This is a genomic window from Rummeliibacillus pycnus (genome assembly GCF_050459865.1).
Classification (GTDB): domain Bacteria; phylum Bacillota; class Bacilli; order Bacillales_A; family Planococcaceae; genus Rummeliibacillus; species Rummeliibacillus pycnus_B.
Genome location: NZ_JBCMNM010000012.1, coordinates 184,842 through 197,843, shown reverse-complemented (window position 1 = coordinate 197,843; position 13,002 = coordinate 184,842). Strand labels below are relative to the sequence as shown.

The window sequence follows — 13,002 nt, the reverse complement described above, 5'->3', positions numbered from 1 at the left end:
TTGAAAAATTCCAATAATTTAGAGCTATATAACACCATTTAGTATATATAAAATAATGGATTTTTACCAACTTCTAAACAGTATGTTACTATACTACCACATTTTATTGAAAAGAGTTTAATAAAACTACTAAATGTTCGATTAATAAAAGTTTTATTGCAAAAAAATGTATAAAACGATCCGTTACTTTTTCTATGTCGTGTAAATTTAGAAAAAAATTGAGTTTTATTTATTAAGAAAACAATTTACAGAATGTTTTGCATACTATATATATGGAAAACCATTTTAAATAATTTAATACAAATATTCTTCTGTCCAAATGTACAGGGGGGAAATAGATGAAGTTTGGAAATAAGAAACAAATTCAGAAGCTTTATCGAGAGCAAATGCGCAACAAAAAAGAGAAAGATCTAAGTTTCATTGAAATGATATTCATGCTACTAACCGTTGCTCTTCTGATCTTCATTAGCCATTACATTGGATAAAATTAAAGGGGCTATTTCATAAGCTAGTCAACCACTTATGAGATAACCCCTTTTCTATGCGTTTTTTAACTTCTTGCATTCTACTCAAGTATCATCATAAAAAATGTCGAATAGCAGCCATTGAAATGACGCCAACCACAACTGTAGTCGATAAACTTTTAGTCCAAATTGCAATAATCAAGGTAGGAATAAATGCAGCAAAAACTGGCCAATCGAGTGTTACGAATGATCCTTCTGTATTTAGTAAATTTTCGACAACTAATGCAGTTAGTATACAAATAGGAATAAATGAAAGCCATTTTAAGACGACATCTGGCAACTTAACGCTACGGACAAATATAAAAGGAACGATCCTCGGAAGCCACGTCACAATTGCGCATCCAATAATAATCCAAATAATAGTCGTCATGTTCATCGATCAATCACCACCCCAACTGTTGCTACAATAACCGTTGAAAAAAGCACTGCTAAATGTGAAGGCATAAAGTATGAAAAAACATACATACATAAAGCGATTAATCCGATAAGCACTAAATTATTTGCAAGTTTTGTTTTTCCAACACTTTGCAACTGTAAGACAAGTAATGCAACAAACATGGCAGTTAAGGCGAAATCGAGACCCCATTTTTCCGGATTTGCTACCCATTGACCTAAAAAAGCTCCAGCAACACATGCAGCAATCCACACTAAATAAGCAGTTAAGTTTAATCCATCCATCCACTTACCACTTAACTTTTTCGTTTGCATTAATTTAGTAACTGCAACTCCAAAGGTCTCATCAGTTAGTAAAGTACCAAAACCAATATTTCTCATCAAAGAGTACTTTGTGAAATGCGGTGCAATGGTTAAACTCATCAAGAAATGTCTTAAATTAACGATGAAAATGGTGAATATGATTGCGGATGGGGGAGTACCAGCAATAATTAACGCACAAAAAATAAATTGTGCAGAGCCAGCATAGACTAGCACTGTTAAAAGTGCAATTTCAAAAAGGCTTAATCCAGATGCTGAGCCAACAACACCAAATGCTAATCCAATACTTATGTACCCTAATAAAGTTGGTATACAATCTTTAATACCCTGTAGAAAAGAATCCTCCTCATGGAACCGGATTTTATCGACAGTTTCCGTAGGCGTATTCAAAAAATCACCTCTTGTAAAAATTATATTCTAATAAGAATACACTATTATTGATAGAATTTACAGTACTTTCAGAAAAAATAGGGAGGAAATATAAGTTTGTTTAAAAATTCTTAAATGAAGAAAAAATGTAATCAAACATCATCTTTTTATAATATCTATTTACAATTTTTAAAATTGGAAGGTGGACATATGGCGATAAAAAGAAAAATAAAGATCATAACAGCTATTGTCCTATTAATCGTAATCGCAACCCCAATTTATTTTCATTATAAAAAAATAGAAAAATACGAAGATACATTAGATTATTTAATGAACGATCGAGAGTATTACGAAAGTGATATGGAAAGTATTACTGTCAAACACACACTCTCAGGTATTTGGTTACCCTATAAGAATGAATGGACTGTACAAGTAGTCTTTAACGATGAACCAAAAGCCAAATACTTCTACAATGTAATTGATGGGAGAGTCATTCAAATAAGCTGGTCAGGAAGTACAGAAAATAATATTTATATGCATTCGGAGAGTGTGGAGTGTGGACCGTTTGGCAACTAAAATGGAAAGTTACTCAAAAACGAAAATATATGGATTGGAATACAGGGAGAATTTGACGGAACTAGAGTTATTACTGTAAGAAAACAAGATGGATTTAATACATGGGTACAAGCCCAGTGAGCATACAAAAAGAAACTATTCTTTATTGTTTCTTTTTGTATGCATAAAGAAAAAAATCCCGCTAAGAACAAAAAATATGATTGGCATAAAAATTAGAGAAGTTGAAAAATAAGAATCTGGTAAAATAGAATCATCAGTATCCACTACAGTAATTGTTAGCATAATTTTTTTGAATTCATTTAAAACTTGAATAAAAAAAATGGATGATACTCCAAATAATAAAGATATGATTGAATATTTCATATACATATGATTAACTCCTTTTTAAGTCTTTGCTATTTATATTTTAATAACTTTAGTATACGTGTTGATTGAATTATCTACTAGTTATAATGTAAAAAGGAAATGTGTTAATATTTTCCTAATTTTTATGTAAATAATGAATATTTTATATAAGTGTTAAGTATGAATAAATAAATAGTTTTATATTAAGGGAGTGATTTGATGATAGATAATAATTCAACAAATAGAAAAGCGATAATTACTTTAATCCTAGGAATACTTTCAATATTTGTACCGATTTTGGGTCTAATATTAGGTGTATTAGGAGTAATATTTTCAAATATCAGTAATAAAGAAATTATTTCTCGAAAAGAAAAAGGGCAGGGGATTAGAATTACTGGGTTAGTTTTTAGTTTAATAGGCATTATTATTCAAATTCCAATGATAATGGGTTTTATAACCGTTTATATGCTACAAAGTACACCATAATCATAAATTTTTTTACAGAAATGAAAACATATTTGTTTCATACTTTGAGTTAAGTTATTCTAAGAGTTTTTAGGTTTAAAAATAAATCTTCTTGTAAAAATTATTAGAAAAACAATAACAAATAACATTACCAAAGAAGTTAGATATATTCCTAATCCCATCCAAACTCCTTCCTCGAACGTTTCTATTATAGAACCAGGATTAAAAATAAGTTTAATAACAATATTAAAAATAAAGATAAATAAAGTCACAGCAGTAGAGTCTTTTAAAATCTTCAACAACATTACTCCTTTTTTCAATCTATAGTGCACTCCATAATTACTGATAGTTTCATTAACTGGAAATATACAAATTTTCCAATTAATTGTTTCATGGATTTATTGTATCAAGGATTACCATTGAAATGAAGATTTTAACATTAGATGATGCAAGGAAGATGACTTTGGTTACCGAGTATATTGAACGTTAACGACTGGCGAAAATGTATGGCAAGGTTGCAATTGAATGCAATATAAATATAGGTTGCTTTTAATACTTTTAAAGATCTCCTTTATGCTATTGTTGGAGAATCTGGAGGAATTGGTTGGGTATATTATGATTCAATCTATGATATATATTATTCATTTGATTGGAATGATTAGGGGGATTTTGAGGATGAATGAAGAAAAGCAATAAAAAACATCAGTAGTCTAAACGGCTACTGATGTTTTTATGCAGGAATCGAATGTTTAAGGGGCTTACACCATTTTGTGAGTGTCTAAGTAGTCGCAATTAAGAATTCCTCACCTTTTGGTAACGAAAGACCATCTGTTCGGCCACTAAAATAGCGTTGGTTAAGTTCAGCGGATGATACATGTCTTGCTTCTCGGATACCTGCAACGCGTGAAAGTTCGATCATTTCATCTGATGTGAAGAGACTAATGAATGGTGTACCACTTGATTTCGCACCTTTTTCTGCCTCTTTAACTTCATTTTTAATTTTGGATTCAGTTTGTTCAAATGGCAGCAAGAACGTCATGGCTAGAATGGAGCCGGGAGCGAGCTGTGCTACTTGGCGAAGTGTCGCCAATATCGCCTCTTTTGTGAGATATTGAGAGACGCCTGTGGATGCCACTACTGCTGGACGGTTTGCATCAAATCCTGCAGCCTTCAGTTTCTCCCACCAAGATGAGCCAGCTTCGAAGTCAACTGGCACAAGTTGTAGCCATTCAGGGATACCGTAGCCGAGCTCAATTAAGCGTTTTTTCTTCCAGTTTTGTGTTTCTGACTGATCAACCTCGAAAACCTTTATACGAGATGCAATCTTCGGACGACGTTCTGCAAAGGTGTCGAGACCGGCACCGAGTATCACATATTGATTAACGCCTTTGTCAAGTTGTTCAGTGACCAGATCCTCTATGAAGCGAGCACGTGCAACGATGGATGCTCGGAAGCCACTTGTAAATTTCGGGTCCATATCAGGGCGCTTATGCCATTCATCTTCTGGAGCAACTAGCTTTAAACCAACCTCGTCTTCAAGCACATGAGGTAGTGAATATCTATCTGTACATGTAAAGCTCTCCATAAAGCAACACGCACAGCGGTATGATCTGGTATGTTATTTTGTTTATCCTGCATTCAATTCTTACTCCTTTCGATTAATCCAATTCAAGTATGGATACATTACAGAACGATCTGCTTAATCCAATAAAATAATGATGGTGTAGGTAGTATTGTTCTTTGCAATCGCTTACCACTCTACTCATAGTAGTCCTGTCATTTGTTCATAAAGATAATTGTAGTTCAATTGTTTTTAATTGCAAGAATTCAGGCAAGAAATTGATTGTATTCTGTGTAGAAGAAGATTTATTTGATAATAGAAGTTATTGATTTAAGAAAACTCTTCATTCCAAAAATAGAATAGTAATATGAATCAAAAATATTAAATAAAAATGAATCAATAATACTTAAAATATATTAGTGAATAACACGTTTATTTTAAGATGTTTTTCTCGGCGAAAGGCTTCACCTTATACTAAAAATTTGTGGTTCTATGTTAATTAGTTGACATAATACAACCAAACTTACTATACTTAGAGTGTAAAAATTTTTACTCCACATTAAAAAACCTCAGGTAATCAATACGTCGACAACAAAATAATTTGGGCTTTTAAAAGATTAAATTGTTGTTTTTTCCGCTATTTTTTTATCCAACAATGTTTTTTAAATCTTTTGCAGTCCTCGAAAATAGCAAACCATAAAAGGAGCTGTTCTAGAGTATGCAACAAAACAATTTAGAAATTGAACCGCAAGATATTAATATCGTGAGTTCCAAGAAAGCGCGTAAGGCTGTCGTCGCAACAGGGATTGGTAATGCGATGGAATGGTTTGACTTTGGTCTATATGCATATTTAGCTGTTATTCTAAGTAAGCTATTCTTTGCTGGCGTTGATAACAGTGGACTTCAATTAGTCTTTACATTCGGTACGTTTGCTGCCGCCTTCATAGTAAGACCTCTTGGTGGTATATTCTTTGCTAAAATTGGTGATAAATACGGTCGAAAAATTGTGTTAAGTACAACGATCATTTTGATGGCTGTTTCAACTTTATTAATTGGTTTACTTCCAACGTACCAACAAATTGGCGTTTGGGCACCAATTCTATTATTGGCTGCTCGTTTGATTCAAGGATTCTCAACGGGTGGTGAATATTCAGGTGCGATGGTTTATATCGCTGAATCTTCTCCCGACAAGAAACGTGGTACACTTGGTAGTGGTTTAGAAATTGGTACATTAGCTGGTTTCATTGCCGCTTCTGGTTTAGTAACGATTTTAACTTTTGCATTATCTGATGCACAAATGCACGCTTGGGGCTGGCGTATTCCATTCCTAATCGCTGCACCAATTGGTCTTGTTGGCCTATATCTACGTCGCCATTTAGATGAATCTCCTGTTTTTGAAGAAATGGAACAGGCGCAACAAGAAGGTGAGGAAGAACCACTTACATTTAAAGAAATCTTAAAACATTATAAAAAAGATTTACTTTTAAGTGTTGTAATCGTCGCGTTCTTTAATATTACAAACTATATGGTATTGTCTTATATGCCAACTTACTTAACAGAAGTATTAGGTGTAGATAATACAACAAGCTTAATAATTCTATTGATTATTATGGCACTAATGATTCCGTTAGCATTGTTTGCTGGTCGTCTTTCTGACAAACATGGTAACAAGCGAATCGTTCAAATCGGCTTAATTGGTTTAACATTCTTATCAATTCCAGCCTTTATGTTAATGGGGAATGAACACATTGGTTTTATTTTTGCTGGTGTCTTCTTACTTGGTTTCTTATTAAGTTTCTATGAAGGGACACTTCCTTCTCTATTACCAAGTCTGTTCTTTTCAGACGTTCGTTATCGTGCCCTAGCTTTAACATTTAATGTTTCTGTCTCAATTTTCGGTGGTACAACACCACTTGTAGCTTCTTATTTGGTGCACATCACTGGCGATCCACTAGCACCAGCTTATTATTTAGCTGCTATAAGTGTTATCGGCTTAATCGTCTTTAGTCTATTATTCGTTCAAACTTCAGGTCGTGCTTTAAAAGGTTCTTACCCTACAGTCGAAACGAAAAAAGAAGTTCGTGAAGTCATGAAACAGGATCCAGAAGAAGCTCTTTGGTGGTACGAAGAATTACCAATGTTAAAAGAATCTTCTCAAACAAAAGAATCAATGTGATTTTTTTATATAGATAGTTAATAATAGATTTTTCATTAACTAGTTTGAAAATAAATTATATAGAGTGGAAATAGATAGAGCGCTCCTTTTGCTTTTGAATTTGGTTGGACAACCATTTTCTATTAAAGCGAAAGGGGCGCTCATCTTTTATTGCAAAAAATTTATATTCGTATAAAACCTCAAATTCGATAAGTATATATCACATATTTTTTCATAAATTAGAATTATATAGGTTTAAATACTTTGCTATAATTAATTTAAAAAGTATTTTCAAAATTTTGTAAAGAAATTACGGCGATTCAAAGTGATTTAAAATGAGATAAAGAGAATACCAAGTAAGTGTAAACAATCACGATATATGGTGCAGTTGTAATGGAACCATGATATTGTCAAAGTTGATGTGAAACACTAAAATTTATAGGATCAAAAAGGATGTAATACATATGATAAAAAATAAAAAAATGTTCTATACTGCAATTATTCTTTTTGTTACATCATTAATATTGAACTTGCCTTTTCCAAACGAGAGTCCGTTAGGTGAGACAGTTGCAGTAGTTTTGAATATTCCCGTTAAATCTACCGATGGACTTCTATATGTGGGAATTACTTCATTCACCTTATTGATGGCAAGCTTATTTCTCCTTAACAATTCGATTAATAAATATCATTTTCGTACAATCGTGATTGTAATTATGGCCGCTATTTTTGCACCGTCAATGATAATCGGTATATACCAAAAAACATTTGCTACAGGTATTTACGCAGTATCCTTTGAACATACATCAAGTAGTTGTGATTTCGAAATGGTCAATAAAAAAACTTTACATGGAGAATGTAAGCTTCCTTTCAAAAATTATAGTAATAATGATGTCAAATTCAGTATTGAGTTTTATGAGAAATATGATGATAGCGTACAAATTACAACACTTATGAACATCAATGGTCCTTATGAAGTGGTGTTAAAGGGGAATCAGAGAAAAACTGAGAAGATTGAGACAAATATAGATGTATCAAAGATAAAGAATCACATAACAGGTGGTAATGCAATGGGGGTAAATATTATCATGAAATCAGGTAAGAAAATGCGGAAATTATAATTTTTGGTGTTAAGTAAATCCAATATGATCAAATAAATTAATTGTAAAAGGCTTAGAGAAGTTTCTACTCTAAGCCTTTTCCTTTTACTTTTAAAAGTTATTAAAGTTCTTTATTAAAAACAGCAATATTTGCCTTGACTATTATGTAGTTAATTTGTAGAACCATGGAATCGCATTGGATTATATGCGGTTTTTTTATTTAAGAAGAAAATATTTCAAAAGCTGTATACTTTTTTACAGTAAAATTGTTATATAGGTGAGTGATCACTAATTATAAAAATGGATATCCAAAAGTTGGTGAAGTTTTGAAATATGAATGGGAACAATTACTTCTTGAACATGCAAAAATTATTTTTAAATATTTGATTAAAATAGGGGCTGCTAAAGAAGATGCAGAAGATGTTACGCAAGAAACGATTATAAAAGCAATTGAATGTCTCCAACAAATTAAAGCGGATAAAATGCGGGCTTGGATGTTTAAGGTGGCGATTCATCGTTATTATTCTCTTTATAACAAAAGTAAATTAGTTGTTAAGTTAGAAGATGATGATTTAGAACTTTTAAGTCCTATTCTTGATCAGGTAGAGAGTGACTTATTGACAAAAGAGAAGGCGAACGAATTGGCTGAAGTACTACAGGAACTTCAGCAGACCTATCAGCAACTACTCATTTTAAAGTATTATATGGAACTGTCGTATAAAGAAATTGGTGAGATTCTTGGTGTCAAAGAAACGCATGTAAAGACTTATTTACAACGTGCTCGCAAAAGTTTCAAAAAGATTTGGGAGGATAAAGGATATGAGCAAAGATAAGATAGATGAAGTTTTTGATATAACTAAAATGGAAAAAACCATTAAAAGAGCAAAGCGACGTGCCAATTGGAAAACTGTATTAATTACGCTTATAGTTCTAATTGTCGTCGCAGTCGTAGGTTTAATTGGAAATAGGGAAATTAACTATTGGTTAGAAACGCCAGTATTAATATCTTCTGATGACTTTCATGAAATATCAGCACCAAATGAATTTATTGGAAAACTTGAACGTTACCAAGGAATATTAGGAGGGGAAAATCATTATACAACTTATAAAATGATTGAAGGAAAAGTCGTTTATACAGGACAAGATAGGTACGGGTTTGGACTTTTTCGTGATGAATACTTAAATCGAATATCTATAGAGTCACCTAGCATTATTGGTGATACTTATTCTGAAAAGGATTTACAAAAACAGCACTATAACGAACTAGGCCAACGTGAAATGGTTTTTTTCTATCCTTTTTTACAATATAAAACATATCGTAATGATTTAGCGTCGCTTGATCATATTGGGAAAGATAAGGTAATGGAAATCGCCCTTTCTTTTGACCGAGGTTATACATTCAAAGAGATACAGTCTTTAATACCAAGCAAAATGACGCTCACTTGGCTTTGGGTGGATGATGTCAATGAAGATAAAGATAATTTTAAATTTACAAAGTTTGATGAAAATAATAAAGAAATCGGATTAGAAAATGCTCTTCGTTCGGAAAAGACCGTCTATGGGATATCCTTACTCAATGAAAATGGCGATACAAAAGAAGAGCCTGTTAATAGTTTTATTAGTGCAATAGAGTCAGGGAAACAATATAAAACGCGATGGCAAGGGGAATTTAAACGCTTAGATGAGACGTTAAGTGGGAAAGACGGTCAGTTAACAGAAGATGATTTACATTACTACGGTGCAATTGTAACAGGAAACGCTAAAACACTATCCCAATTAAAAGGTCTACCATTTATTAAAGCAACGTCAATAGGAGTTATTACAGATAGATACTAAAAATAAGCAAATGAAACTAAAGTATTTGGCATAAACTTGGGTTGTGAAATATATGGAATACCATTAGAAAATAAGTATATACAAAGCAAGAGTACCCTAGAATAGGCTATTTATTACAACCTAATATTCTTCATTTTATAAATAAAAGACTTAGAGAACTTCAACTCTAAGCCTTTTATTTTTGTGTTTTTAAACTGCTATTTTTGTTTTAACTACTGAATCACTTTGTAAAGCGTTTTATGAAATCAGGAAGTGCAATCAGTGCCGGAACGAATATCGGTAAAAAAATAATGCACAATGCTACAATACCTACAATCACTGCAGTCCCCATTTCAATCAGAAGCGCCAAACCTGATGGTATCAGTGTAGCAAAGGTACCCGCTAGTATGATACCGGCAGACATGATAACGCCACCGATATGCTTGGAGGCTTGCACGATGGCTTCCTTAGGAGAAAGATCAGGATATTCCTTAAAGCGCATCATCAGGAAGATACTGTAGTCCACTCCCATGGAGACAATCACAATGAACGTGAAGAAAGGCATATAGGAAGACACACCATCTAATTTCAGTACATCATAGGCAACGAAGTTAGCTACAGTCATGCCAATGTAATATGCGCCAATTATGGACCCAACGATATAGATTGGAATGGAGATACTTCTGATAGTAAGAACAAGTACAATGAACACACTAACAAGAATAATAACTCTCATACGATTCAAATCATCCTTGAGTACCTTACTCATATCATTGGATGAAGAACTTGGCCCTCCTGTACCGAATTTGGCGTCGGCAAGAGCTGTTCCTTTTAGTCCGTTTACGACTACATCATTGATTTTTTCGGCTGTCTTGAGAGCATTCGTAGAGTAAGGATCGTCCTTTAACACCACCGTGATTTTTGTAATTTTTCTGTCAGCGGACATATAGTTGTTTATAGCTTTCTTAAAATCATCACTGGTTAACGCTTCTTTCGGAATAAAGAAGGTTTTGGAGTCCTTTAGTTGTATGAGATACTTGTTTGTTTTCTCTAAACCATCTGAGATATCACCAAGACCATTGCTGCTTTTATTGATTCCGTCCTTCAAATGGCCCATTCCGCCAGATAGTTTTGACAAACCGTCAGACAACTGCTGCTGTCCATCTTTTATTTTGGATACTCCCGATTTCAATTTTGCCATGTTGGTAATGATTGTTTTCTGACCGGCACTCCCTTTCTTCAGTCCATCGGAAAGCGTTACTGCTCCTTTTTGCAGCTCATCCAGTCCACTTACCATTTTCTTTTGCGCGGCAGCGAGTTGTTTCAAGCCCTTATTTGTCGTCAGGAAATTAGAATTCAGGGTGTCATAGTTTTTACCTAATTCCACAATGCCGCCGTTTAATTGGGCTAATCCAGAGGCAAGCGAAGCACCTGTTTGTTTTAGAGTCAGATATTGCTCATCAGAGGCTAACTGTTCCGGATATTTTTTGCCTAATGCTCCAATTAACTGATTCATACCCCCTAGACCCTGCTGTATAGCGGGAAGCTGCTGTTCGATGCTCTTATAACCGTTTCGCACTTTCACGTATCCGCCTTGCAGACTAGACAAGCCATTTGCGACTTCAGAGGTTTTACTACTGATGGTACTCAGCCCAGTCTTGACTTTTCCAATGCCGTCACTGAGGCCGGCAGCACCGCTTGCCCCTTGTTCTATTCCATTGTCAATTTGTGACAAACCGTCTGTAATGCTGCCCAATCCAGTTTCGATACCACCCGTACCATTAATAAGATCATTAACACTTGAAAAATCCGGAGTGTTTAATTTGCTGCTCATTTGATTTAGACCATCACTAATCCTGTTCACGCCATCCTTTGTTGCATCCATACCTTTGGTAGTTGTTTCTGTTTGACTGCTGATATAGAAGTCTTTAATCGGCTCAGCAGCCGGCTGTGTAACACTCGAAACTTTTTCAACACCGGCAATGTCTTTTATGTCTTCTGTTAGTTTGTCAAGAACAGCCATAGCCTCATTGTTATCGAGTGCTTCGTCGTTTTCAATCGCAATTATAGTCGGCATGGCCTGCCCTTTGCCAAAATGCTCCGATACAAGGTTAAAACCCTTTGCGGCTGGAGATGAAGCCCCCAATTCCTTCAGCGAGTCAAAGGAAATATTTTGTTTATTAAAATAAATCACAGGAGCCGTGAGTCCCAATATAAGCAATATAGCAATCAAAGGATACTTCACAGAAACCGAGGTGATTTTATCCCAGAATTTGTTCTCTCTATGTCCAGAAGAAGTCTTTGACGGCCAAAACAACTTGTTGCCAAAAACCTTCATTAAAACAGAAGTAAACGTTAAAATCTGCAAAAGGAAGATTGCTGTACCAATTGCCACTACAGTTCCCGATTGATAAATGTCAAACTTCGCGAAGACCAGACTCACAAACGCGATAAAGACTGTGAGGATACTGTAAAAAATGGTTTTACCTGCTGTTTTATACGTGATGATAATGGCATCGTCTACAGAATGACCGTGACTCATTTCTTCCCGGAATCGGTTGAAGAGCAGGATGTTATAATCAGTGCCGACACCAAACAAAATCAAAATGAGCAGAAGCTGTGTCAGGCTTGTAACGGGAAAATCAAGCTTTTCAATGAGCTGTGCTGCAATTCCCATAGAGCAGAGGTAGGAAAGACCAACTGCTAGCAAAGAAGCCAGTGGGGTCACGACCGAACGGAACATGATTACCAGGATGACTAAAATGAAGCCAACAGTTAAAACTCCACTCTTTTCAACACCTGAGATGGATAATTTTGCATAATCATTGTTGATAAAATCTGTTCCTGTGAGATAGTAGGTGACTTTTACATCCTTTAACTTTTTGTCCAATGCTTTTTGAATGTTGTCAATATCGCGACCTTTTACATCCAGCTTGAAAGAAACCAATAAAGTCGTTCCATCCTTAGAAAGCAGGGAGCTTTTTGCGTCTGGTTTACTAAAGGGATCAATGATGTCACCCACGCCAAGCTCTGTCTTACTCTTCTGAATCTCTTGAATTCCCGTCTGGATTTGCTTCATGTCATCATCCGACAATTTATTCTTGTCATAGAAGACAATCAGTTCCTCATTCCCCTTTGTTGTGCGCATCTTATTTAAAATCGATTCCGCTATTTTGGAGGGGGTGTCAGCGCTTAGTTGTCCCTGTCCTCTTTGTTTTAAGATTGCATTGATATCCGGTTGGAAAACTGTGAGCAAAACTGCAGAGACAATCCAGACAGCAAATATGGCCCAGCGCCATTGTAATATCTTTCTCATAAGAAGCCTCCTCGTGGCTATATAAATTTTTTTTAGCGAATTGTCCCTGTTTGTTCATTTACTTT

The 13,002-nt window shown here is 34.6% G+C and carries 12 protein-coding genes; 7 read left to right on the top strand and 5 right to left on the bottom strand.

The genetic code is table 11. From position 1 onward, the window contains the following. Nucleotides 1-338: 338 nt before the first annotated feature. Nucleotides 339-485, top strand: a complete 147-nt coding sequence (locus tag ABE048_RS02655) for a hypothetical protein (RefSeq protein ID WP_430308939.1) — start codon at nucleotides 339-341, stop codon at nucleotides 483-485. 94 nt (nucleotides 486-579) lie between these two features. Here the strand turns inward: ABE048_RS02655 and ABE048_RS02650 are convergent, their stop codons facing one another. Continuing rightward, entirely contained in the window at nucleotides 580-900 is a 321-nt protein-coding gene (locus tag ABE048_RS02650) for an AzlD domain-containing protein (protein ID WP_430308937.1), read from the bottom strand. Beyond that, nucleotides 897-1,628, bottom strand: a complete 732-nt coding sequence (locus ABE048_RS02645; RefSeq protein ID WP_430308936.1) for an AzlC family ABC transporter permease — start codon at nucleotides 1,626-1,628, stop codon at nucleotides 897-899. The genes ABE048_RS02650 and ABE048_RS02645 overlap by 4 nt, the downstream gene beginning before the upstream one ends. 189 nt (nucleotides 1,629-1,817) lie before the next feature. Between ABE048_RS02645 and ABE048_RS02640 the strand changes: the two genes are divergently transcribed. Together ABE048_RS02640 and ABE048_RS02635 are read left to right on the top strand one after the other, a co-directional pair. Beyond that, nucleotides 1,818-2,183 carry a hypothetical protein gene (locus tag ABE048_RS02640; RefSeq protein ID WP_430308934.1) on the top strand — a complete coding sequence of 122 codons (366 nt, stop codon included), beginning with the start codon at nucleotides 1,818-1,820 and terminating at the stop codon, nucleotides 2,181-2,183. Nucleotides 2,184-2,747: 564 nt separating this feature from the next. Further along, on the top strand, nucleotides 2,748-3,014 hold the full coding sequence (locus ABE048_RS02635) for a DUF4190 domain-containing protein (RefSeq protein ID WP_430308932.1): 267 nt from the start codon (nucleotides 2,748-2,750) through the stop codon (nucleotides 3,012-3,014). A gap of 59 nt (nucleotides 3,015-3,073) precedes the next feature. Here ABE048_RS02635 and ABE048_RS02630 read toward each other — a convergent pair whose 3' ends face one another. Together ABE048_RS02630 and ABE048_RS02625 are read right to left on the bottom strand one after the other, a co-directional pair. Next, complete coding sequence (locus ABE048_RS02630) at nucleotides 3,074-3,313, bottom strand: hypothetical protein (RefSeq protein WP_430308930.1); 240 nt, start codon at nucleotides 3,311-3,313, stop codon at nucleotides 3,074-3,076. Between the two features lie 458 nt (nucleotides 3,314-3,771). Then, nucleotides 3,772-4,578: a class I SAM-dependent methyltransferase gene (locus ABE048_RS02625; RefSeq protein ID WP_430308928.1), complete on the bottom strand. Its 807-nt coding sequence runs from the start codon at nucleotides 4,576-4,578 to the stop codon at nucleotides 3,772-3,774. Nucleotides 4,579-5,272: 694 nt separating this feature from the next. On the opposite strand from ABE048_RS02625, the gene ABE048_RS02620 reads away from it, so the two are divergent. The 4 genes from ABE048_RS02620 (at nucleotide 5,273) to ABE048_RS02605 (ending at nucleotide 9,642) form a co-directional block, all read left to right on the top strand. Then, nucleotides 5,273-6,730 (top strand): MFS transporter, encoded by a 1,458-nt coding sequence (locus ABE048_RS02620; RefSeq protein ID WP_430308927.1) that lies wholly within the window; start codon nucleotides 5,273-5,275, stop codon nucleotides 6,728-6,730. Between the two features lie 443 nt (nucleotides 6,731-7,173). Further along, nucleotides 7,174-7,827, top strand: a complete 654-nt coding sequence (locus tag ABE048_RS02615; RefSeq protein ID WP_430308926.1) for a hypothetical protein — start codon at nucleotides 7,174-7,176, stop codon at nucleotides 7,825-7,827. Between the two features lie 305 nt (nucleotides 7,828-8,132). Further along, entirely contained in the window at nucleotides 8,133-8,639 is a 507-nt protein-coding gene (locus ABE048_RS02610; protein ID WP_430308924.1) for an RNA polymerase sigma factor, read from the top strand. Beyond that, a complete protein-coding gene (locus ABE048_RS02605) occupies nucleotides 8,626-9,642 on the top strand; it encodes an anti sigma factor C-terminal domain-containing protein (protein WP_430308922.1) in 1,017 nt (338 codons plus the stop codon). The genes ABE048_RS02610 and ABE048_RS02605 overlap by 14 nt, the downstream gene beginning before the upstream one ends. Before the next feature lie 220 nt (nucleotides 9,643-9,862). On the opposite strand, the gene ABE048_RS02600 is transcribed toward ABE048_RS02605, so the two are convergent. Next, entirely contained in the window at nucleotides 9,863-12,937 is a 3,075-nt protein-coding gene (locus ABE048_RS02600; protein WP_430308920.1) for an MMPL family transporter, read from the bottom strand. Nucleotides 12,938-13,002: the final 65 nt, after the last annotated feature.

Excerpts from the sequence above, each read along its gene's own strand:
- ABE048_RS02620 (WP_430308927.1), top strand. The coding sequence starts at position 5,273 with ATGCAACAAAACAATTTAGAAATTGAACCGCAAGATATTAATATCGTG.
- ABE048_RS02605 (WP_430308922.1), top strand. The coding sequence starts at position 8,626 with ATGAGCAAAGATAAGATAGATGAAGTTTTTGATATAACTAAAATGGAA.
- ABE048_RS02650 (WP_430308937.1), bottom strand. The coding sequence starts at position 900 with ATGAACATGACGACTATTATTTGGATTATTATTGGATGCGCAATTGTG.
- ABE048_RS02600 (WP_430308920.1), bottom strand. The coding sequence starts at position 12,937 with ATGAGAAAGATATTACAATGGCGCTGGGCCATATTTGCTGTCTGGATT.
- ABE048_RS02625 (WP_430308928.1), bottom strand. The coding sequence starts at position 4,578 with ATGGAGAGCTTTACATGTACAGATAGATATTCACTACCTCATGTGCTT.
- ABE048_RS02615 (WP_430308926.1), top strand. The coding sequence starts at position 7,174 with ATGATAAAAAATAAAAAAATGTTCTATACTGCAATTATTCTTTTTGTT.
- ABE048_RS02655 (WP_430308939.1), top strand. The coding sequence starts at position 339 with ATGAAGTTTGGAAATAAGAAACAAATTCAGAAGCTTTATCGAGAGCAA.
- ABE048_RS02640 (WP_430308934.1), top strand. The coding sequence starts at position 1,818 with ATGGCGATAAAAAGAAAAATAAAGATCATAACAGCTATTGTCCTATTA.
- ABE048_RS02635 (WP_430308932.1), top strand. The coding sequence starts at position 2,748 with ATGATAGATAATAATTCAACAAATAGAAAAGCGATAATTACTTTAATC.